19 protein-coding genes and 1 riboswitch are annotated in these 20,625 nt (G+C 69.2%); of the genes, 8 read left to right on the forward strand and 11 right to left on the reverse strand.

Annotation, left to right across the window (positions count from 1 at the left end):
- Positions 1 to 203 precede the first annotated feature (203 nt).
- Genes ACFXOA_RS01080 through ACFXOA_RS01090 form a run of 3 tightly spaced genes read right to left on the reverse strand, consistent with a single transcriptional unit; the run spans position 204 to position 2,350 of the window.
- Positions 204 to 1,367, reverse strand: coding sequence for a winged helix DNA-binding domain-containing protein (locus ACFXOA_RS01080; protein ID WP_385020515.1), 1,164 nt, complete (start codon positions 1,365 to 1,367; stop codon positions 204 to 206).
- Positions 1,368 to 1,410: 43 nt separating this feature from the next.
- A complete protein-coding gene (locus tag ACFXOA_RS01085; RefSeq protein WP_385020518.1) occupies positions 1,411 to 1,863 on the reverse strand; it encodes a GNAT family N-acetyltransferase in 453 nt (150 codons plus the stop codon).
- Between the two features lie 28 nt (positions 1,864 to 1,891).
- Positions 1,892 to 2,350 (reverse strand): MarR family winged helix-turn-helix transcriptional regulator, encoded by a 459-nt coding sequence (locus ACFXOA_RS01090; protein WP_385020521.1) that lies wholly within the window; start codon positions 2,348 to 2,350, stop codon positions 1,892 to 1,894.
- 141 nt (positions 2,351 to 2,491) lie between these two features.
- Here ACFXOA_RS01090 and ACFXOA_RS01095 point away from each other — a divergent pair, with 141 nt between their 5' ends.
- Positions 2,492 to 3,766, forward strand: coding sequence for an MFS transporter (locus tag ACFXOA_RS01095; RefSeq protein WP_385020524.1), 1,275 nt, complete (start codon positions 2,492 to 2,494; stop codon positions 3,764 to 3,766).
- A gap of 331 nt (positions 3,767 to 4,097) precedes the next feature.
- On the opposite strand, the gene ACFXOA_RS01100 is transcribed toward ACFXOA_RS01095, so the two are convergent.
- From ACFXOA_RS01100 to ACFXOA_RS01115, 4 genes are all read right to left on the reverse strand, one after another.
- On the reverse strand, positions 4,098 to 4,577 hold the full coding sequence (locus ACFXOA_RS01100) for an NUDIX domain-containing protein (protein ID WP_385020527.1): 480 nt from the start codon (positions 4,575 to 4,577) through the stop codon (positions 4,098 to 4,100).
- A gap of 52 nt (positions 4,578 to 4,629) precedes the next feature.
- The gene (locus tag ACFXOA_RS01105; protein ID WP_385020530.1) at positions 4,630 to 5,526 is read right to left on the reverse strand and encodes a LysR family transcriptional regulator; all 897 of its coding nucleotides are present in this window, start codon (positions 5,524 to 5,526) and stop codon (positions 4,630 to 4,632) included.
- Between the two features lie 545 nt (positions 5,527 to 6,071).
- The gene (locus tag ACFXOA_RS01110) at positions 6,072 to 7,196 is read right to left on the reverse strand and encodes a cystathionine gamma-lyase (RefSeq protein ID WP_385020533.1); all 1,125 of its coding nucleotides are present in this window, start codon (positions 7,194 to 7,196) and stop codon (positions 6,072 to 6,074) included.
- A 68-nt stretch (positions 7,197 to 7,264) separates the two neighbouring features.
- Positions 7,265 to 7,642, reverse strand: a complete 378-nt coding sequence (locus ACFXOA_RS01115) for a phage holin family protein (RefSeq protein ID WP_385020536.1) — start codon at positions 7,640 to 7,642, stop codon at positions 7,265 to 7,267.
- A 78-nt stretch (positions 7,643 to 7,720) separates the two neighbouring features.
- On the opposite strand from ACFXOA_RS01115, the gene ACFXOA_RS01120 reads away from it, so the two are divergent.
- The 4 genes from ACFXOA_RS01120 to ACFXOA_RS01135 all read left to right on the forward strand — a co-directional run bounded on the left by ACFXOA_RS01120 (position 7,721) and on the right by ACFXOA_RS01135 (position 10,061).
- Positions 7,721 to 8,038, forward strand: coding sequence for a cupin domain-containing protein (locus ACFXOA_RS01120; RefSeq protein ID WP_385020539.1), 318 nt, complete (start codon positions 7,721 to 7,723; stop codon positions 8,036 to 8,038).
- Between the two features lie 159 nt (positions 8,039 to 8,197).
- Positions 8,198 to 8,407 (forward strand): DUF5326 family protein, encoded by a 210-nt coding sequence (locus ACFXOA_RS01125; RefSeq protein ID WP_385020713.1) that lies wholly within the window; start codon positions 8,198 to 8,200, stop codon positions 8,405 to 8,407.
- A 347-nt stretch (positions 8,408 to 8,754) separates the two neighbouring features.
- On the forward strand, positions 8,755 to 9,522 hold the full coding sequence (locus ACFXOA_RS01130; protein ID WP_385020542.1) for an IclR family transcriptional regulator: 768 nt from the start codon (positions 8,755 to 8,757) through the stop codon (positions 9,520 to 9,522).
- A 101-nt stretch (positions 9,523 to 9,623) separates the two neighbouring features.
- Positions 9,624 to 10,061 carry an SsgA family sporulation/cell division regulator gene (locus tag ACFXOA_RS01135; protein WP_033296801.1) on the forward strand — a complete coding sequence of 146 codons (438 nt, stop codon included), beginning with the start codon at positions 9,624 to 9,626 and terminating at the stop codon, positions 10,059 to 10,061.
- A gap of 90 nt (positions 10,062 to 10,151) precedes the next feature.
- On the opposite strand, the gene ACFXOA_RS01140 is transcribed toward ACFXOA_RS01135, so the two are convergent.
- Positions 10,152 to 11,507 carry a YibE/F family protein gene (locus tag ACFXOA_RS01140; RefSeq protein WP_385020545.1) on the reverse strand — a complete coding sequence of 452 codons (1,356 nt, stop codon included), beginning with the start codon at positions 11,505 to 11,507 and terminating at the stop codon, positions 10,152 to 10,154.
- 71 nt (positions 11,508 to 11,578) lie between these two features.
- A riboswitch (TPP riboswitch) is annotated at positions 11,579 to 11,720 on the forward strand.
- On the opposite strand from ACFXOA_RS01140, the gene thiC reads away from it, so the two are divergent.
- Positions 11,713 to 13,554 (forward strand): phosphomethylpyrimidine synthase ThiC, encoded by a 1,842-nt coding sequence (thiC, locus tag ACFXOA_RS01145; protein WP_385020548.1) that lies wholly within the window; start codon positions 11,713 to 11,715, stop codon positions 13,552 to 13,554. It overlaps the preceding riboswitch by 8 nt.
- A 425-nt stretch (positions 13,555 to 13,979) precedes the next feature.
- On the opposite strand, the gene ACFXOA_RS01150 is transcribed toward thiC, so the two are convergent.
- The 3 genes from ACFXOA_RS01150 to ACFXOA_RS01160 form a co-directional block, all read right to left on the reverse strand.
- Positions 13,980 to 14,807: a hypothetical protein gene (locus tag ACFXOA_RS01150; RefSeq protein WP_385020551.1), complete on the reverse strand. Its 828-nt coding sequence runs from the start codon at positions 14,805 to 14,807 to the stop codon at positions 13,980 to 13,982.
- 182 nt (positions 14,808 to 14,989) lie between these two features.
- On the reverse strand, positions 14,990 to 16,063 hold the full coding sequence (locus tag ACFXOA_RS01155; RefSeq protein ID WP_385020554.1) for a metallophosphoesterase: 1,074 nt from the start codon (positions 16,061 to 16,063) through the stop codon (positions 14,990 to 14,992).
- A 159-nt stretch (positions 16,064 to 16,222) separates the two neighbouring features.
- Positions 16,223 to 17,335 (reverse strand): LacI family DNA-binding transcriptional regulator, encoded by a 1,113-nt coding sequence (locus tag ACFXOA_RS01160; protein ID WP_385020557.1) that lies wholly within the window; start codon positions 17,333 to 17,335, stop codon positions 16,223 to 16,225.
- 393 nt (positions 17,336 to 17,728) lie between these two features.
- Here ACFXOA_RS01160 and hisC point away from each other — a divergent pair, with 393 nt between their 5' ends.
- Both hisC and ACFXOA_RS01170 read left to right on the forward strand, forming a co-directional pair.
- A complete protein-coding gene (gene hisC / locus ACFXOA_RS01165) occupies positions 17,729 to 18,808 on the forward strand; it encodes a histidinol-phosphate transaminase (RefSeq protein ID WP_385020560.1) in 1,080 nt (359 codons plus the stop codon).
- 298 nt (positions 18,809 to 19,106) lie between these two features.
- Positions 19,107 to 20,615: a cytochrome ubiquinol oxidase subunit I gene (locus ACFXOA_RS01170; protein WP_385020563.1), complete on the forward strand. Its 1,509-nt coding sequence runs from the start codon at positions 19,107 to 19,109 to the stop codon at positions 20,613 to 20,615.
- Positions 20,616 to 20,625 lie beyond the last annotated feature (10 nt).

Raw genomic sequence — 20,625 nt, forward strand, 5'->3', positions numbered from 1 at the left:
GCGTGCGGGGGCGTTTCACGTGAAACCGGAGCCGAAGGGTGAACGCCGTGCCCTGAACGCCCCGCTCCGGACACCCCGCCATGAGTGCTGCGCCCTGGACGCCCCGCCCCGAACGTCCCGTCTCGAGCTCCCCGCTCCGGTCGGCGCCATGGATCGACCGACCGGGTAGGCACGTGCTGGCGAACCACGGAGGAGACGGGTGGTCAGGCCGTCAGCTCGCGCTCCAGGGGCGAGCGGAAACGTGGAGTGATCCGGGCCGGGCCCACCCACGCCGACAACCGGGACGCCTCCGCCTCGATGAGACGGGAGGCGTCCCGGCCCACGTCGGAGAGGAGCCGCCAGGCGATCTCTCCGTCGGCGCGCTGCGCCCAGCCTCCGACGATCGTGCCGTTCCACCACACCGTGGGACCGATGTTGCCGGCCCGGTCGAACAGCGCGGCACGGTGTGCGGCAGGTAGGTGAAAGCCGCGGTCCGCCCAGCCCATCCCGCTCGGGTCCAGTCCGGGCAGGAGCGCGGCCCACGGTTCCGGAGCCGCCTCGGCGGAGATGTCCCCGGGGGAGACCCAGCCGACGGCCCCGCTGTCGAGCAGGACTTCCTCGGCGCCCACAGCGGCCAGGGCGGCGCGCGTCTCACGGATGCCCCAGCCCGTCCACCACTTCAGGTCCGCCTCGGTCGCGGGGCCGTAGGCCAGGAGCCAGCGCCGGGTGAGGTCCGCGCGCGCCTCCGCGGGGTCCGAGGATGGCCACGGCTCGGCCGCTGTCCAACGGAACTGGCTGGAGGTCCAGGAGCCGCGAGGCCGGTCCCGCCGGATGCGCCCGTCCGCCGCGAGTACGCGGATCACGCGCGAGGCCACCCCCTGAACCGTCTCCTGCCTGGTTCCGGGGAAGACCGTGATCTTCGTACGCAAGGCCGGTACGGCCGCGGACAGCTCGCTTCCCGTGGCGTTGCCCCGGGCGGCCAGCTCGGCAAGGAGCTGCCGTTCGGTATCCGCGAGCCAGTGCTCGTCCAGCCCGTTCGAGTCCTCCCGGAGATGTGCGACGAGCTTACGGCGCTCCTTCGTCGCGACCGGCCGTGCGCACGACGCGTCGACTGACGGCGCGCATTCCGTGGAGACAGCGAACAGGGTGTTCCGCATGGACAGCAGCCGTACCAGGGAGACATCGTCATAGAGCGCCTTCTCCACAGAGCCGACCGCGGGATCGGCCATGCGCGCGCAGACCGACAGGTGAACCGTGGCGGCGTCTGTCGCGTGCAGGGCGACGACGGCATCGGCTACCGCGACAGCGGAGTCGGCGCGAGCGGACGGGGCGAGCAGATGCCGCCGACCGAGTCTGATCCGGCGCTGTTCGTCGTCGATGCGATGCACGCGATACCTCCCGGGGCGCGTGGGACGTGAGGAACTGGCGTCTTCACAGACCGAGTTTGAAGCCGACATGGCTCGCGGTGAAGCCGAGCCGTTCGTAGAAGCGATGCGCGTCGGTGCGGGTCGCATCCGACGTCAACTGGACCAACTGGCACTCCTGACGCCGGGACTCGTCGACCGCCCACTGGATCAGCTGTGTCCCGAGACCACTCCCGCGTTCGTCGGCATGGACCCGGACGCCCTCGATGACGGACCGGGTCGCCCCACGCCTCGACAACCCGGGAACGATCGTGAGCTGCAGGGTCCCCACCACACGACCGTCGCGTACGGCGACGACCACGTGCTGGTGAGGGTCGCCGGCGAGGCGTCGCAACGCCGAGTGATAGGGCTCCAGGTCGTCCGGGGACTCGCGCTGCGCCCCCAGCGGATCGTCGGCCAGCATGGCCACGATGGCGGGGATGTCGGCCGGCTCCGCGGGGCGTATGTCGAGGTCGCTCATGATCGGCAGACTACGCAAGACACAGGGGTCAGGCGGGGACCTTCAGGGACTCGACGGTACGGACCAGAGGGGCGAGCTCCGGGTTCTCGGCCGCCTCGTCGAGAGCGGCCCGTAGTGCGGTGTCATTCGTGGGCCTGGCCTCGTTCAGCAGCGTGAGACCCGCTTCCGTGACATCGGTGTAGATGCCTCGGCGGTCGGTGTCGCAGAGGTACCGCGTGAGCAGGCCGCGGTCCTCGAGCCGGGTGACGAGCCGGGTGGTCGCGCTCTGGCTCAGTACCACCGCGTCCGCGACCTGCTTCATCTGAAGGTGGCCGCCCGTACCGCTGTGCTGTCGGCTCAGGACGTCGAGCAGCGAGAACTCACGCGCGCTGAGGTTGTGCCGGGTCTGCAGTGCCCGCTCGATCCGGGCTTCGATCTTCCCGTGGAGCAGTGAGAGGGCGCACCAGCTCTGGGCGAGGGCCGTCAGTGCGGGGTCTGTCGCTGTCATGGGGTCTCTCCTCCGTACCGGAGCCGGTTGCCTCCAGGGTAGGGCACGTACGCAATAGCCCGCGCTTGCAATTAAGCGGCGCGTGCAAGTATTGTTCACGCCTGTAAAGCGCACACGCATTAGTCAGGAAGGGGTGAGCTCATGCCGCTCGCGCTCCTAGCCCTCGCCATCGGGGCATTCGGGATCGGCACCACAGAATTCGTGATCATGGGGTTGCTGCCGGAGGTGGCTGCCGACTTCCAGGTCTCGATCCCGACCGCCGGCTTCCTCGTCACGGGCTATGCCCTGGGTGTGGTCCTGGGGGCTCCGATCATGACCGTCCTGGGCACCAGGGTGACCAGGAAGCGGATGCTGATGCTCCTGATGGGGCTGTTCATCGTCGGCAACCTGGTGTCCGCTCTTGCCCCGGTCTTCGGTGTGATGCTCGCGGGCCGTGTGGTCGCGTCACTCGCCCACGGAGCCTTCTTCGGTATCGGATCCGTGGTGGCAGCGGGGCTGGTGGCCCCGGAGAAGAAGGCCGGTGCCATCGCGATGATGTTCACCGGGCTCACCGTCGCCAATGTCGTCGGGGTTCCGCTCGGCACCTTCGTCGGGCAGACCTTCGGCTGGCGTGTGACCTTTGTCGTCGTCGCGGGACTCGGAGTCCTCGGGCTCCTCGGGGTGGCGAAGCTCGTCCCCGAGCAGCCGAAACCTCAGGGCGTACGGCTCCGCCACGAACTCGCCGCGTTCGGCAACGTCCAGGTGCTGCTGGCCATGGCGATGACGGTCCTGGGCTTCGGCGGTGTGTTCGCGGCCATCACCTACATCACGCCCATGATGACGGAGACCGCCGGTTACGCGGCATCATCCGTCACCTGGCTGCTGGTGCTCTTCGGCCTCGGCATGGTCGGAGGGAATCTGCTCGGTGGGCGGTTCGCGGACCGTCGGCTGATGCCCATGCTGTACGTCTCCCTGGGTGCGCTCGCCCTGGTGCTGGCCCTGTTCACCGTGACCGCCCACAACAGGATCTCCGCAGCGGTGACCATCGTCCTCATCGGAGGTCTCGGCTTCGCGACCGTGCCCCCGCTGCAGAAGCGAGTTCTGGACCAGGCCGCCGGAGCTCCCACCCTCGCCTCGGCGGTCAACATCGGTGCCTTCAACCTCGGGAACGCGCTGGCGGCATGGCTCGGCGGGATGGTGATCGCGGCCGGATTCGGATACACCGCCCCCAACTGGGTGGGCGCTGCGCTCGCCGCCTCGGCGCTCCTCCTGGCGATCGTCTCAGGGGCGCTCGAACGCCGGCAGGCCGTGCAGTCAGGTCCGTCCACGCCGTCCTCCGTGCGTGCGGGGTCCTCCGCTACGGGTGGATCTGCCCCTACGGGATCCTCCGCTCCCGGTGAGCAGGCGCCCGCGGTCTCGGTGCCTACGGCTCGATGACCGTTGCCCGGTGCTTTCGGCGGCGGACCGGCCTGGCGGGGCGTTCCGCCGCCGCTGAGCCGTCCGGCGGCCCTGTCCGTCCGGACGGCTCAGCGGAAGCAGGGGCCTCCCTACCTGACACGCTCCATGACGTCCCGCCGGGCGATGACACGCATCGTCCCAGGCCTGCCGGAACCAAGCGACGCACGTTTCACGTGAAACGTGCGTCCAGCCAAGAGGGGAGGACGTCCCAGGGCAAGCCCGCCGCTGCACAGCCCGAAGGCGCTCGCGACCGTACGAAGGGCGCGTCGCGGGCGGGCGGCGTCGGCTTCCGGAGTCCCGAGTGGTGGTGTCAGCCCAGATCGGGCGCGTGCATCGCCCGGACGCCTTCGATGTTCCCGTCCAGGTAGTGCCGAAGCGACAAGGGCACCAGATGGACCGCGGCGATCCCCACGCGGCTGAAGGGCACCCGGACGACCTCGTACTCTCCGCGGGGCTCGTCGATCTCAGGTCCGTGCCGGAGTGACAGATCCATCGAAGCCAGTCGGCAGACGAAGAAGTGCTGCACCTTGACCCCCTTCACTCCGCCACCCGCGATGTGCTCCACGGTGTCGACGAAGCAGGGCACGACATCGACGATCTTGGCGCCGAGCTCCTCGTCGACCTCGCGGTGCAGCGCGTCGACGACCGTGGCGTCCTCCGGCTCCACGCCCCCGCCGGGGGTGAGCCAATACGGGTCGACACCGGGCTTGGTGCGCTTGATCAGGATGAGGTCATCGCCGTCGAGCAGCACGGCGCGTGCTGTGCGCTTGACCACGGGGCGTTCGGTCATGGCAAGAGAGTGGCCCAGGAATTCCGATCTGAAACTCGTATCGGCCGACCGGTCACCAGTCCACAGCGGCACGCGCCAGCCACTCGTGCGCCCGGGCGATATGGGGAAGCCCGAGTGTGCCGGTCCTCGCCGCGAGGAAGTACGTACGGAGTGGTGGCACCGGAGGATCGTGCAGCGCCACGACCTCGCCCCGCTCCAGGGCTGACTGGCACAGATAGCGGGGTAGCACGGCGAGGCCGGCGCCTGCCGCGGCGCACTCGAGAACGGCCCGGAGATCAGGAGCGATCACGGCGGCGGACGCCGCAGGGCGGCTGTCGAACACCGACGCCCAGTACTGGGAGACCAGGGGGAGGCTCTCGTGGACCTCGATCACCGGTAACTGCTCCAGGACGATCGGCCCCTTGTGCCGCAGGGCCCCGGGGCCCAGGCGGCCTGCCCAGCGAGGAGCCGCGACCAGGACGTGTTCCTCGTCGCAGAGCGTGGTCGACGTCAGCAGCCCCCCGCGTGGACGGGCGGTCGTGATGGCCAGATCATGGTGGCCCGCGGCCAGCCCTTCCAGAGCCTCCTCCGTGCCGGAGACGAAGACGCTGCGCACGGAGAGCCCCTGTGAGACCAGCGGGGCCAAGGCGGGCAGCGCCCTCAGCGAGGTGAACTCGGGAGGCCCGGCCAGATGCAGTGTCCGCACCCCGGATCCTTCGTCGGCGCCGGCCTCGACGATGTCGACCAGCGCGTCGAGATGGGGTGCCGCGCGGTGTGCGAGCTCGTCCCCCACGGTGGTCGGTGTGACCCCGCGGGCACGGCGCAGGAACAGGGGGCGACCCAGCTGTCGCTCCAGTGTCCGGATCTGAGAGGTGACCGCGGGCTGGGACAGGCCGAGCAGGGCGGCCGCCCGGGTGAACGATCCCGCCCGGTGCACCGTGACGAACGTGCGCAACAGGGCCAGATCCATGCTTCGCCACTCCCCCCGCGCAGGTTGCGCAATCCCGTCACCGGCTGCGTGAGCGCCCAACTATAAATATGTCGATACCCAGCTGTCGCTACCGTGATTGGACACTGACGCACAGTCAACTAGCCTTGACCAGAAGGCTCTGGACGCGGAGCCAGGGTGGACCGAGCCACGAGGGGGGAGGCTCGGGCCACCCGCACCGAGCAGGACCGGCCCGGTGGACGGGGACGCTCGTCCCGGCCGGTCCTGCTGCCGTACCTCCCGGGGAGCGCTCAGCGCGCGCAGGTGTCTCCGGCGCCCGCTCGGCACACGCAGGCGGTCCGGCACGCGAAGGCCTCCGGCGCCCCGCGCGGCACGTCGAGGCGTCCCGCGCTCCACTCGCCACTCGGCACGCCAAGGAACTCCGGTGCCCCGCCCGGAGGCGCAGACGGCCCGGCACCGCGGACGCGTCCGGCGGTGCTCAGCGTCCGGCACCGCGGACGCGTCCGGCGGTGCTCAGCGTCCGGCACCGCTGACGCGTCCGGCGGTGCTCAGCCGTCCGGCGGCGCTCAGCGCGCGCAGGCGTCCAGCGCGCGTTCCACGTCCGCCAGTAGGTCCTCGATGTCCTCCACGCCGACCGAGAAGCGGATGAAGCCCTCCGGCACCGCGTCCCCGCCCCAGCGTCCCCGGCGTTCGGCGGTGGAACGTACGCCTCCGAAGCTGGTGGCGTCGTCGACGAGACGCAGCTCGGCGAGGAAGCGTTCGGCGGTCTCCTTGTCGGCCAGCCGGAACGAGACCACGGAGCCGAATCGACGCATCTGCCGGACAGCGGTCGGGTACGACGGATCGTCCGGCAGCCCGGGGTAGCGCAGGCCCTTCACATCAGCGCGTCCGGCCAGGGCCTCGGCGAGGGCCAGCGCGTTCGCGCACTGCCGGTCGATCCGCAGGTGCAGCGTCGCCAGCGAGCGGTGCGCGAGCCATGCCTCCATCGGACCGGGGATCGCCCCCGCGATCTTGCGCCAGCGGCGCACCCCGTCCAGGAGCCGGGGGTCCCTGCAGCTCACGTGGCCGAGCAGGATGTCCCCGTGCCCCGTCATGCCCTTGGTGTCGCTCGCGACCGAGAAGTCGGCCCCCAGTTCCAGCGGTCGCTGACCGAGCGGCGTCGCGAGCGTGTTGTCCACCGCTACCAGTGCGCCCGCCGCGTGAGCGGCCTCGACGAGCCCGCGGACGTCACAGACGTCGAGCCCGGGGTTGGAGGGGGTCTCGATCCACAGCAGCTTCGCACCGTCGAGCAGCTCCAGCTGCGCGTTCGTGCCGGTCGGCGCCGTCCGTACCTCGACGCCGTACGCCTCCAGCTGCTCCCGTACCAGGGGCAGTGCCTGATAGCCGTCGTCGGGCAGGACGACGACGTCGCCCGTGCGTGCCTGGGAGAGCAGAACGGCCGAGACGGCCGCCATCCCGGAGGCGAACACCGTGGTCCCGACCGCTTCGCCCGGAGCCTCCAGCTCGCCGATGGCGCGCTCCAGGCGGGTCCAGGTCGGATTGCCGTCCCGGCCGTAGGTGTAGGGGCCGACGGGTTCGCCGGACAGGTGGAAGTGCGCGGCGAAGACCGGCCCCGGCAGTGTCGGCTCGTACTGCTCCGGTTCGGGGAGGCCTGCTCTCACGGCCCGCGTTCCGTCGCCCGTCGTGCTCATCGTCGGTCCTCGTCTCTGCGGATTCCACCGGTCGGCTCGGTCGTGTGATCGGGACGGATCTGGAAGGTTCAGTCCTCGTCGGGCAGCACCACGTTGAGTGCCCAGGAGACGACCGAGATGATCAGGCCGCCCAGGACCGCCGTCCAGAATCCGTCCACGTGGAAATTCAGGTCGACGAGGCCGGCGAGCCAGGAGGTCAGCAGGAGCATCAGGGCGTTGACGACGAGGGTGATCAGCCCCAGTGTGAGGATGAACAGCGGCAGGGTGAGGATCTTCACCACCGGCTTGACGACGAAGTTCACCAGCCCGAACAACAAGGCGACGACGATCAGGGTGAGCACCTTGCGTCCGGTGTCGTCCCCGGTCAGCGTTATGTCGTCGAGCAACCAGATGGCCACGGCCAGCGCACCGGCGTTGGCGATCGTCTTGACTACGAAATTCTTCATGTGTCTGATCGTGGCAGACGTGATCGGTGGTGGGCACCGACGGTACTCAGCAGTGCGGGCGCGAGGGGCGGACGGACGATGAAGGCTTTCAGGCTGGACGAACTGGAGGCGGAGCGTGCCGCCAACGACGGTGCGTATCTGCAGTTCATCCGCGAACGGAACATGTCCGTCGGCCTGTACGCCCTGGACGCGGGGGCGGTGGATCCCCAGCAGCCGCACAAGCAGGACGAGGTGTACTTCGTCGTCAGCGGGCGTGCCTCGATCACCGTGGGTACGGAGACCACGCTCGTGGGGCGGGGGAGCGTCGTGCACGTGGCTGCGGGCGTGCCCCACAAGTTCCACCACATCACCGAGGACCTCAGGGTGATGGTGGTCTTCTCCCCGCCGGAGGGCTGACCACCGTCAGGGCCACGCCCCGGGGGCGCCCCCGGGCTGCCGCGATGTTCCCTAGGGGATCGTTCAGGGGAGTTCAAGGGCTCCCGGCGCTCCGCCGACCACCTCCGCGCCTCTAGCATCGAGGCAGGAACTCACAGAGACGAGGTAACGGCGATGGCGGTGCGGGAGATTTTCGCGGGGATGCCCTGGTGGGTGAAGTGGGTCGCGGTGCCTCTCATCGCGATCGTCGTGTTCGGCGGTCTGATCGCCAGCGTGGTCGGGTTCGTCATCGGCCTGCTCTTCAAGGCGCTGGTCTTCGTCGTCCTCGTGGGCGGCCTGATCTTCGTCGTCCGGAAGTTCATGTCGTCCTCCGAGCGCGGCGGCTGGTAGCGCGGGGGGCGTCCGGGATCGTCCGAGGAGTACCGGAGGTTCGGCCCGTGCGCACCGCCCGGACCGCACCTCCGGGCCGGGAGGTGCACGGCCGCTCGGACACCGCGGCAACCGCGGATGCGGCGATTAGCCCAGCTGAGCTAAGTACGGATTGAAACCTCACTCGTGACTGTACGTGCCGATACAGTGGCATACCGCTGCCGCCAGCTGGGAAATGACGGCCCGTCATCATCCTGCCCAGTGGTTTGTGCGACCGTCCGGTCTCCGGACCCCAGGCTCGCGGCGGGCCCGTGGGGGCGGCCCCCTCGGGAGGGCTGACAGCCCGTCACCATGCCTGGGGGTGACCTGTGACCACGGCATCGAGCACCGCTGTCCCGACGTTGATCGGTTCGGTTCAGCGTGCACTGAGACTTATGGAGGCTGTGGGCACCCATCGGGACGGTGCGCCGGCGAAGCAGCTGGCCAGGGAGGCCGGCCTCTCCCTCCCGACCGCCTACCACCTGCTGCGCACCCTGACTTATGAGGGCTATCTCCGCAGGGAGAACGGCGTCTTCCTCTTCGGTGACGCGGCCGAACGTCTCCGTGGCGGCCCCGCGACGCCGCGGCCCGGGGTGATCGTCGACTCGCTGGCCCACTGGGCCGAGGTCATCGGCGCTCCCGTGTACTGCGCGCTGTACAAGGATGGCGAGATCGAGATGGTCGCCGTCGCCGATACGCCCGCCGTTCCGGCGGTGCACGAGTGGGCGTCGTTCCGAGAGACCGGTCATGCCCATGCCCTGGGGCAATGCCTCCTCGGGCAGCTCGACGAGCGGGCGCGCGAGGACCATCTCGATCGTCACCCGGTCCGGCCGCTGACCCGTTACTCGGTGAGGGACCGTCAGGCGCTGCTGCACCGGCTGCGGTCGATGAAACATGCGGAACCGGTCATCGAACGCCAGGAGTACGCCATCGGAACGGTCTGCGCCGCCATCCCGATCACTGTCGGTAGCGCCGTCGCGGCCATGGCTGTTTCTCTCCCTCTGCACCAAGAGGAACGGTTGCTCCCCGCAGTCGAACAACTACGCTGCGAAGTAACCACTCTCTTGCGCTCGTTCGTGTTCTCTATCAGTATCTGAAAAATCACTCCTTGTGATCTGCTATCGCGTGCACCACGATGGCGTCAATAGGGCCATGGGGGATCATTCCTGGCCAGTTTCATCTACTGCGGGGTTGAACGATGCGCGAGTCGGTTCAGGCAGAGGTCATGATGAGCTTCCTCGTCTCCGAGGAGCTCTCCTTCCGTATTCCGGTGGAGCTCCGGTACGAGGTAAGCGATCCGTATGCGATCCGGATGACCTTCCACCTGCCCGGTGACGCCCCCGTCACCTGGGCATTCGGCCGCGAGCTGCTGCTCGACGGTCTCAACAGCCCCAGTGGTGACGGTGATGTGCACATCGGCCCGACCGAGCCCGAAGGGCTTTCCGATGTACACATCCGCCTTCAGGTCGGTGCGGACCGCGCACTGTTCAGGGCCGGAACGGCACCACTCGTGGCCTTCCTCGACCGGACGGACAAGCTGGTGCCACTGGGGCAGGAGCACACGCTGGGTGACTTCGACGGCAGTCTGGAGGAGGCGCTGGGCCGCATCCTCGCCAAGGAGCAGAACGCCGGCTGACGGCGAGGGACCGGCCGGGCACGGAACACCGCCGACCGATGCACCAGATCTCCGTGTCCCGGCTCATGGGCATGTGTGTGCTGCCCCGCGTCATGTCTTGCGCCGTCGCCCCCTCCCGGTCCGCGCGGGCGCGGGAGCTCCGGCTTCCGCGCCGGTCCCCGTGCGGTCCGCGGAGACCACCAGGGCCGCGAGCGCCGTCGTCACCGGTACCGAGGCGACCAGCCCGATCGATCCGACCAGGGTCCGGACGATCTCCTCGGCGACGAGTTCGCTGTTGGCGACCGTGCCCACGCTGCTCTGCGCGATCGAGAAGAGCAGCAGCAGGGGGAGAGCCGCGCCCGCGTAGGCGAGCACGAGTGTGTTCACGACCGAGGCGATGTGGTCGCGGCCGATCCGGATGGCCGCGCGGTAGAGCCGCCGGGCGCCCATCGTCGGATCGGCCTGGTGGAGTTCCCAGACGGCGGAGGTCTGGGTGACGGTGACATCGTCCAGGACACCGAGCGATCCGATGATCACGCCGGCCAGGAGAAGGCCGCTCATGTCGATCTCCGGGTAGAGCCCGTGGATCAGGCCGGTGTTGTCGTCGGTGTTGCCGGTAAGGCTCGCCCAGCCGATGAACAGGGAGCCCAGCAGACCGATCAGCAGCAGTGAGATGAGCGTCCCGACCACGGCCACGGAGGTACGGGCCGTCAGCCCATGGCAGGTGTAGAGGGCGATGAGCATGATGGCGCTCGATCCGATCACGGCCACGACCAGCGGATTCGAGCCCTGGAGGATCGCCGGCAGGATGAAGAGGGTCAGCACGCCGAACGAGACGGCGAGCGCGATCAGCGCCATGAGCCCGCGCATCCTGCCGACCACCACCACGGAGACCGCGAAGATCCCGGCGAGCAGCGCCATCGGGAACGTACGGTCCACGTCGGTCACCGAATACTGCAGGTCACTCGGCGCGTCGGGCGCGTAGGCGACCACCACGCCCTGTCCCTCGTGGAGCTGGCGTGGGGCATCGGGCTGGACGACCTCGACGAACGTACGGCCCTTGTCCTCGCCGGACGTCACCTCGACCGTGGCCTTCTTGCACTGCCCCTTCTGCCCGTTGACCGCCTCCCTCCCGGACGGGGTGGAGGTGTCACCGGTGGGCGGAACCTGTGAGGCGTTGACGTCGGCACAGTCCACCTGGACGACCTTCGTCACCCGGCCGTCCTGGGTCTGCCGGTCGAAGCCGACGCCCGTGCGCTCGTGCGGAGGTGCGCCTCCCGGCCAGAACACCACCAGCCCGACCAGGACCGCCGCGGCGAAGGGGATCAGTACGGCGGCGATGATCTTGCGCAGGTGTTTGGACACGGGCGCGGCCGGGCCGTGACTGTGGGAATGGACGTGCGCGTGGCTCTGTGTGCTGCCTGATGCGTGGCCGTGCGGCTCGGGGGTGGTTCCGGGGGAGGTCACCCACCGATCATCCCAAGGAGTGGGTAGGCCCTCTGGCCAGCACGCCACGACGGGGGTTAGCGTGGAGCCACATCTGTACACGCGGGAGCTCGGAGCACCGGGCTGAGAGGGCGCTGACCTTCGTATCTCCCTGAGGGGTCTACGGGAAAGCTGCGCCGACCGCCGAACCTGTTACCGGGTAATGCCGGCGTAGGGAGTAGGTCTCATGACCACAGCGGACGCACGCACGCCTGCCTCGAAGCGGAACGCATCGCTCAAGGGGGCCACGGAGAGCATGCCCGACTCCGTGGACACCGGGAACGACGGGGCCGGTAAGTCCATCGGCTGGCACAAGGGGTACGTCCAGGGCTCGCGCCCGGACCTCCGTGTGCCGGTCCGTCAGGTGCATCTCACCAACGGGAAGGACGTGACCCTGTACGACACGTCCGGCCCGTACACCGACCCCACCATCGACACCGACGTACGCCGCGGGCTCGCCCCGCTCCGGGAGAACTGGATCATCTCCCGCGGGGACACCGAGGAGTACGCCGGCCGGCCGGCGCGTCCCGAGGACGACGGAGTCCGGCACACGTCGCCCCGCGGCGGTCTGCGCAACCTCGACGCGGTCTTCCCCGGACGTCCCCGGCTGCCGCGCAGGAGCCGCGACGGCCGCCCGGTCACCCAACTCGCCTACGCGCGCCGGGGGGAGATCACCCCGGAGATGGAATACGTCGCGATCCGGGAGAACGTCGCACCCGAGGTCGTGCGCGAGGAGATCGCCGCGGGGCGGGCCGTGCTGCCGGCCAACGTCAACCATCCCGAGATCGAGCCGATGATCATCGGGAAGCGGTTCCTGGTGAAGGTCAACGCCAACATCGGGAACTCCGCGGTCACCTCGTCCATCGAGGAGGAGGTGGACAAGATGACCTGGGCGACCAAGTGGGGCGCGGACACGGTCATGGACCTGTCCACCGGGCGGAACATCCACACCACCCGTGAATGGGTGCTGCGCAACTCGCCCGTGCCGATCGGGACCGTCCCCCTCTACCAGGCCCTCGAGAAGGTGGACGGCCGGGCCGAGGAGCTGACCTGGGAGATCTACAAGGACACGGTCGTCGAACAGGCCGAGCAGGGCGTCGACTACATGACCGTGCACGCCGGGGTGAGGCTGCCGTACGTCCCGCTCACGGCCCGCCGGAAGACCGGCATCGTCTCCCGGGGCGGTTCCATCATGGCGGCCTGGTGCCTGGCGCATCACAAGGAGTCGTTCCTCTACGAGCACTTCGAGGAACTGTGCGAGATCCTCGCCGCCTACGACGTGACGTACTCGCTCGGTGACGGGCTGCGCCCCGGCTCGATCGCGGACGCCAACGACGAGGCGCAGTTCGCCGAACTCCGCACGCTCGGCGAACTCAACTCCGTGGCCAAGCGGTTCGGCGTCCAGACGATGATCGAGGGTCCGGGACACGTCCCGATGCACAAGATCAAGGAGAACATCGACCTCCAGCAGGAGATCTGCGAGGAGGCGCCCTTCTACACGCTGGGCCCGCTGACCACCGATGTGGCTCCCGCGTACGACCACATCACCTCCGGGATCGGCGCGGCGATGATCGCCTGGTGGGGCACGGCGATGCTCTGTTACGTCACGCCGAAGGAGCACCTGGGGCTCCCGAACCGCGACGACGTGAAGACGGGTGTCATCACGTACAAGATCGCCGCTCACGCGGCCGACCTCGCCAAGGGGCACCCAGGGGCGCAGGAGTGGGACGACGCCCTTTCCGACGCCCGGTTCGAGTTCCGCTGGGAGGACCAGTTCAACCTGGCTCTCGACCCGGACACCGCCCGGGAGTTCCACGACGAGACCCTGCCCGCCGAGCCGGCCAAGACGGCGCACTTCTGCTCCATGTGCGGGCCGAAGTTCTGCTCGATGAAGATCAGCAGGAGCATCTCGGAGCAGTTCGGTGGTGACACGGGTTCGACGGCTGAGGAGATCGAGGCGGGGATGTTGGAGAAGTCGAAGGAGTTCGCGGCCGCGGGAAACCGTGTGTATCTGCCTCTGGCCGAGTAGAGCCGGGTAGAGCCGAGCAGGACCGAGCCGGAGCCGTATGCCGCCCGGCCGCCCGGGCGCCGGGCAGCCCCGGCTTCGGGCGGCTGCCCGGCGGCGGGCCCGCCCAGGGCGTCCGCTCGGTGCCGGGCGGCGGCCGTACCGGCTGGGCCCCATCCGTTCCCACGGCCTCGGCCGGGGTACGGATGCGGCTGCCGGGGCCGCCGCACGGGGGACGGGTCCCGGGCGGAGGGGTTCGCCCCTTCGGACCGTCGCGAGCGGTCGTCCGCCGCAGGTCGTCCGCTGCCGCTGCCCGTTCGCCGTGTGCGCGGACCAACAGGGGCGAACGGCCGGGGCGTTCGGGGCCCCTCCGGGCCGTCCTGGACGCGCGGCCTCCGGCAGGCCCGGCGGGTTCGCGGCCTCCTGCCGCAGCGCGGGCATCGTCCCCGTCAGTCCGGCTGGTGCTCGGGACCGCCGAAGTCGGGGCTGGTGAAGTCAGGGCTGGTGAAGGTGGGGCGGGGGCCGGCCGCGGGGCCGTCCTCCGGCCCGGAGAAGTCCGGCTTGCTGTAGCCGATCCTGGGGATGCGGTTCGCCGAGCGGTGCGGGGTGCGTGAGGCGGGCCCCGCGGTCGGGTCGTCGAGCGCGTCCCGCAGGAAGGGCAGGATGCCGCGTTCCAACAGGGCGTGGCGCCAGGCCTCGCGGGCGCGGGCGACGTCCTCGGGAAGCTCGTCCTCCTCGTCCACGGCCGGCAGCGCGGTGGCGCCGTTGCGGAGGGCGGTGAGAAGGAGGCCGATCGCGGCGGCGAGGACCGCGGCGGCGGCGACGGCGGCGAAGAACCAGCCGGCGGCGACCATGGTCCCGGCGAAGGCCGGGGCGGGGCTGAGGGCCTTCAGCGGATAGCCGATCAGCAGGAATATCAGGGCGGCGGTTCCCGCGAGCAGGGGCGTCAGCACGGTGATCACAGCGAGTGTCCCGGCTCCCGTGGGATCGGGGCCTTCCGCGACGGGTTCGAGGACGGAGCCCTGCGCGACGCCGGCATCGTCGGTGCCGCGCAGTTCGCCCCGCACCTTCACGTAGTGGTCGTACTCGGTGGCCGCGGCAGCGGTGATCAGCGGCGTGGCGTTCAGCGCCATCGTGCGCAGCTGTTCCGTGTTGAGACGGTGGCCCACACCGTCCAGATCCGGTCGTTCATGAGCATGACGCAGCGCGTCGGCAAGGATCCGCTCGTACTCCGGGCGGTCCTCGGCCAGCAGGTGCGGAGCGCTATTCATGTGCATCCCCCGATGCTCCGTAGGGCCTGACCGGCCGGGCGAGCCGGGGCGATCGGGCGGAAACGGAGGAGAGCCTGCTACTGATAGGCCGATGGTAGAGCGCCCACGGCGCAGGGTGACAGAGGGTTTCCGGAAAATAGGCCCAGCCGCGACGGGGTCAGGTCATGGAGCATCTTCCCCGGAGGATGTCAGGCATGCAGGGGGAGTTGGACGACCAGCAGCTTTCCGGCCATGGTCACACCGCCGTCCATGGCGATGGCGAGGCCCTCCGCGTAGACGTGCGGACCGTCCACCACGGGGCGGGACGCCTCCTCGCCGTCCTCCGACCCGACCTCGCCGAGCAGGTACGGGATGGGGCTGTGGCCGTGGACGACACGCTGTCCGCCGTACGTCGACATGAGGTCGCGGACGGCCTGGGCGCCGCCCTCGTCACGGAAGGCGAACCGCTTGGTGAGCTTGCGGAAGAGGTCCCAGCACTCGTCGGCGTCGTTGCGGGTGAGGATGTCGTGCACGGTGTCGTTGACGTCCTCGATGGTGGACCCGTAGTCGAGGTAGGCCGTGGTGTCGGAGTGCATCAGCAGGTGCCCGTCCTCCTCGACCACCGCGTCGAGCCGGGACATCCACTGGAGATGGACGTCCTGGAGGCGTTCCATGTCCGACTTCTGGCCGCCGTTGAGCAGCCAGGCGGCCTGGAAGGTGGCGGTACCCGCTCCGGAGTTCACGGGGGTGTCGCCGAACCGCTTCGCGCCGAGCAGCAGGAGTTCGTGGTTGCCCATGAGGGCCTTGCAGTACCCGCCCGCCGCCGCGGCCTCGGCGGAGAGGCGCATCACGAGGTCGATGACGCCGATGCCGTCCGGACCGCGGTCGGTGAAGTCGCCGAGGAACCACAGCCGCGCGTTCCCGGCCGACCAGCGGCCTTCGGTGTCCACGAGGCCCTGGGCGTGAAGGGCGGCCAGGAGCTCGTCCAGATAGCCGTGGACGTCGCCCACGACGTACAGCGGACCTCGTCCGGACCCGGCGGCCGGCCCGGACTCGGGTACGGCCTGCACCTGGACGGTGTCACCCCGGTTGATCACGGGCAGGTCGCGTTCGGTGGGTGTGTACCCCTCCGGGACCTCGTCGCCGAGCGCGGCGTTGCCGGGATGCGGCAAGCGGCCCTCCACCGGCACCTGGGCGTACGGCGGTACGCGGAAGTCGCGCAACGTCGCTGTCCGCACCACGGGTTCCTGACCGGCCCCCTGAGTCATCGACCCCTCCACCACCGTCGCGCCTCCGTACACCTGACGGGCCCTGCCTGGTAGAGGTGGTCCGCGGTGTCGTGCGCCCATCATAGGAATGCGGATCGTGCTGTGTGACGCACCAGGGGTGGTGAATCCGTGCGCGCTCCTGGTTCATCGGCCGTTTGATCCGGATTAATCCGATCAGTCCCCGGCAGGGGATCTCGGCGGCGAGACCGTGGTGCGCGGCGGACGCCGCTGCGACGAGGCCCGGACGATGAGTTCCGTCGGTATCACCCGCTCCACCGGGCCGTCGTGCTCGACGCCCTCGATGGCGTCGATGAGGAGCTGGACGACGGCTGTACCGATCCTGCGGGGCTTCAGCGAGAGCGTCGTGATGGGTGGCTCCGTCGACGCGTACACGGTGGACTCGCTGCAGCAGACCAGCAGGAGGTCCTCGGGGACCCTGAGGCCGTAGCGGCGGGCGGCCGCGAGCAGATCGGTCCCGTTGGGATCGAAGAGCCCGTAGACGGCGTCCGGGCGGTCGGGGCGGGCCAGGAGGCGGTCTGCCGCGACCGCGCCCGCGCAGGGGTCGTGGGCCGGGTAGGACTCGTAGACCGGATCCTGCCCGACCCGCTCGCACCAGTGGAGGTAGGCGGATGTGGACAGCCGGGTGTACGTGTCGGTGGTGGTCCCGGTCAGGAGTCCGATGCGGCGGGCTCCCGCGGCTGCCAGATGGTCCAGGAGTTCGAGCACCGCGGCACGGTGGTCGTTGTCGACCCAGGCGGTGACCGGGAGCGAGCCGGCCGGACGTCCGTCGGAGACGACGGGAAGCCCCTGGCGCACGAGTTCGGTGACCACCGGGTCCTGGTCGGAGGGGTCGACGACGACCGTCCCGTCCAGGGCCACGTTCGACCAGACGTCGTGCCGGGAGGTGGCGGGAAGGATCACCAGGGCGTAACCGCGGGCCAGGGCGGCCGAGGTGGCGGCCCTGGCCATCTCCGCGAAGTAGGCGAACTCCGTGAAGGTGAAAGGTTCATCCCCGTACGTGGTCACGGTCAGGCCGATGAGGCCCGACTTGCCGGTACGGAGGGTCCGGGCCGCCGCGGACGGGCGGTAGCCGAGCCGTTCCGCGACCTCGCGGACATGGCGACGGGTGGCATCCGGGAGCCGTCCCTTGCCGTTGAGCGCGTCGGAGACGGTCGTGATGGAGACCCCGGCGGCCGCGGCCACATCCCGGATCCCCGCCCGTCCCTGCCGGCCGCTGCGCCGGGGCGTTTCTGTCCGGCTCACCTGGTGCTTCCCTGCTGCTGTCATGGCGAGCCGATAGTAGGGCTCCCGTCCCGGGTTGGGCCGGTCGCATATGCGCACGTTGACAGGCACGTTTCTGCATGATCGTAAAGCTGTAAATGCCTTGCGAATCAAGGGTGTTGGTCAGCTCAGGGTTGATGTGTCATGCACCGACGCGGATGAACCTGCTGAATGGTCCACGTCTCGAAGTGGTCTCAACTCACCTGTTCGAGGGATGCGCGCCACGGCGTGAGCGACCGGCGCACGCCAGGGAGGCCGGCGCTCCCCCTCTCGGAGCCGTACGTGACCGGAGTCTCCCCTCGCCGGACGCCGATTCGGCACACGGGCATTCGCACGGATGCCCAATCCTCTTAAGGTGAGCAGTATTGATGTGTACGGATTGGTCGAGGAGGACCTGCGGTGAGCGAGACGAGCCCCAAGCTGCGCGCCGAACTGGACGGCGTCCCTGCGTATGTACCGGGCAAGCCGGCCTCCGCGGAGGGACCGGTTGCCTTCAAGCTGTCCTCCAACGAGAACCCGTATCCTCCGCTGCCCGGCGTCATGGAGTCGGTCCTCGCCGCGGCCGAGCGCTTCAACCGCTACCCGGACATGGCCTGCACCGGCCTGATGAACGAACTGGCGGACCGTTTCGGTGTGCCGGTCTCGCACCTGGCCACGGGTACCGGGTCGGTTGGTGTCGCCCAGCAGCTGCTCCAGGCGACCTCGGGGCCGGGCGACGAGGTCATCTACGCGTGGCGCTCGTTCGAGGCGTATCCGATCATCACGCAGATCAGCGGGGCGACGTCGGTCAAGGTGCCGCTGACCGCCGACGAGGTCCACGACCTCGACGCCATGGCGGACGCGATCACCGACCGCACTCGGATGATCTTCGTGTGCAACCCGAACAACCCGACCGGCACGGTGGTGCGGCGGGCGGAGCTGGAGCGGTTCCTGGACCGGGTGCCTTCCGATGTCCTGGTGGTCCTCGACGAGGCGTACAAGGAGTTCATCCGGGACGCCGACGTGCCGGACGGCATCGAGATCTACCGGGACCGTCCCAACGTCGCCGTCCTCCGTACCTTCTCCAAGGCGTACGGCCTCGCCGGGCTGCGGGTCGGGTTCGCGGTGGCGCACGAGCCCGTGGCGGCGGCGCTGCGCAAGACCGCTGTCCCGTTCGGGGTCAGCCAGGTCGCCCAGGACGCGGCGGTCGCCTCGCTGCGGGCCGAGGACGAGCTGCTGGGCCGGGTCGGCTCACTGGTCGGTGAACGGGCCCGGGTGTACGAGGGTCTCGTGCGGCAGGGCTGGACGGTGCCGGAGTCCCAGGCCAACTTCGTCTGGCTGCGGCTGGGCGGGCGGACGCTCGACTTCGCCGCCGTGTGCGAGCAGGCGGGCGTGGTCGTGAGGCCCTTCGCGGGTGAGGGGGTGCGGGTCACGATCGGGGAGGCGGAGGCCAACGACGTGTTCCTGAAGGTGGCCGAATCCTTCCGTCAGGAGCGCTGACCGGCTGAGCCGGCCCGTGACCGGTGGCCTCGGACCTCGATCGACGAGGTCCGGGGCCTTCTCATGGGTGCGTCGGCGTGTCCGTATCGGTGAGTCATGGGCCCGGCGCGTGTCCGTATCGGGGGGATCGGCCCGGTGCGGCCTGAAAGTGCCCCCCGCCGAACACGCTCGAAGGCTTGTGCGCCATAATGCTTGTGAATGTGAACGCGTTCACAAGCGTGCCCCGGTTCCTCCCGTGATCCGGTGGATTAATGGGGCAAGCTGCGCCTGTGATCACGGCGACGTAAGGAGAAGCGGCGTGGACCTGGCTCTGGCACCGGAGACGCTGGCCCGATGGCAGTTCGGCATCACCACCGTCTACCACTTCCTGTTCGTCCCACTGACGATCTCTCTCGCGGCGCTCACCGCCGGCCTGCAGACCGCCTGGGTGCGTACCGAGAACGAGAAGTACCTCAGGGCGACGAAGTTCTGGGGCAAGCTCTTCCTGATCAACATCGCCATGGGTGTGGTCACCGGCATCGTGCAGGAGTTCCAGTTCGGAATGAACTGGTCCGACTACTCGCGGTTCGTCGGTGACGTCTTCGGCGCCCCGCTGGCCTTCGAGGCGCTGATCGCGTTCTTCTTCGAATCGACCTTCATCGGGCTGTGGATCTTCGGCTGGGACAGGCTGCCCAAGAAGATCCACCTCGCCTGCATCTGGATGGTCTCCCTCGGCACCGTTCTCTCGGCGTTCTTCATCCTGGCCGCGAACAGCTGGATGCAGCACCCGGTGGGCTACCGCCTCAACAAGGAGCGCGGCCGTGCCGAACTGACCGACTTCTGGCACGTGCTCACCCAGAACACGGCGCTGGCCCAGTTCTTCCACACCATCACGGCGGCCTTCCTCGTGGGCGGCGCGTTCATGGTCGGCATCGCCGCCTTCCACCTGGCGCGCAAGCGGCACATCCCGGTGATGCGCACCTCGCTGCGGCTCGGGCTGGTCACGGTGGTCGTCGCGGGGCTCCTGACCGCGGTCAGCGGTGACGTCCTCGGCAAGGTGATGTTCAAGCAGCAGCCCATGAAGATGGCCGCCGCGGAGGCTCTGTGGGAGGGCCAGGACGGGGCTCCCTTCTCGCTCTTCGCGGTCGGCGACGTCGCCAAGGGCCACAACACCGTCGAGGTCTCGATCCCGGGGATACTGTCCTTCCTCGCGGACGACAACTTCACCTCGTACGTGCCCGGCATCAACGACATCAACAAGGCGGAGCAGGAGAAGTACGGGCCCGGTGACTACCGGCCCAACATCCCGGTGGCGTTCTGGAGCTTCCGCTGGATGATCGGCTTCGGGATGGCCTCCTTCGGCCTCGGGCTGCTGGGGCTCTGGCTGACCCGGAAGCGGTTCATGCTCCCGGAGTCGCTGCGCACCGGCGACAACGAGGTGCCGAACCTGGTGCTCCTGCGGAACCGCGTGCTGAGTCCCAAGCTCACGAAGCTCTACTGGATCACCGCCCTGTGGACCATGCTCTTCCCGCTGATCGCAAATTCCTGGGGCTGGATCTTCACCGAGACGGGCCGTCAGCCGTGGGTCGTCTACGGGGTCTTCCAGACCCGCGACGCCGTCTCACCCGGCGTCTCGCAGGGCGAGGTGCTCACCTCGATGATCGTCTTCACCGCGCTCTACGCGGCGCTTGCCGTGATCGAGGTGAAGCTTCTCCTGAAGTACGTCAAGGCCGGCCCGCCGGAGCTCACCGAGGGCGACCTGAACCCTCCCACCCGGATCGGCGGCCACGACGAGGACGCCGACAAGCCGATGGCCTTCTCCTACTGAGATCGAACGG

The sequence above is a fragment of the Streptomyces sp. NPDC059166 genome (assembly GCF_042755185.1).
Lineage (GTDB): Bacteria > Actinomycetota > Actinomycetes > Streptomycetales > Streptomycetaceae > Streptomyces.

Bases quoted from the DNA above. Each gene is read 5' to 3' on its own strand.
- ACFXOA_RS01120 (WP_385020539.1), top strand. From the start codon at position 7,721: ATGAAGGCTTTCAGGCTGGACGAACTGGAGGCGGAGCGTGCCGCCAAC.
- ACFXOA_RS01135 (WP_033296801.1), top strand. From the start codon at position 9,624: ATGCGCGAGTCGGTTCAGGCAGAGGTCATGATGAGCTTCCTCGTCTCC.
- ACFXOA_RS01110 (WP_385020533.1), bottom strand. From the start codon at position 7,196: ATGAGCACGACGGGCGACGGAACGCGGGCCGTGAGAGCAGGCCTCCCC.
- ACFXOA_RS01160 (WP_385020557.1), bottom strand. From the start codon at position 17,335: ATGACAGCAGCAGGGAAGCACCAGGTGAGCCGGACAGAAACGCCCCGG.
- ACFXOA_RS01085 (WP_385020518.1), bottom strand. From the start codon at position 1,863: ATGAGCGACCTCGACATACGCCCCGCGGAGCCGGCCGACATCCCCGCC.
- ACFXOA_RS01115 (WP_385020536.1), bottom strand. From the start codon at position 7,642: ATGAAGAATTTCGTAGTCAAGACGATCGCCAACGCCGGTGCGCTGGCC.
- thiC (WP_385020548.1), top strand. From the start codon at position 11,713: ATGACCACAGCGGACGCACGCACGCCTGCCTCGAAGCGGAACGCATCG.
- ACFXOA_RS01090 (WP_385020521.1), bottom strand. From the start codon at position 2,350: ATGACAGCGACAGACCCCGCACTGACGGCCCTCGCCCAGAGCTGGTGC.
- ACFXOA_RS01150 (WP_385020551.1), bottom strand. From the start codon at position 14,807: ATGCACATGAATAGCGCTCCGCACCTGCTGGCCGAGGACCGCCCGGAG.
- ACFXOA_RS01095 (WP_385020524.1), top strand. From the start codon at position 2,492: ATGCCGCTCGCGCTCCTAGCCCTCGCCATCGGGGCATTCGGGATCGGC.
- ACFXOA_RS01105 (WP_385020530.1), bottom strand. From the start codon at position 5,526: ATGGATCTGGCCCTGTTGCGCACGTTCGTCACGGTGCACCGGGCGGGA.
- ACFXOA_RS01100 (WP_385020527.1), bottom strand. From the start codon at position 4,577: ATGACCGAACGCCCCGTGGTCAAGCGCACAGCACGCGCCGTGCTGCTC.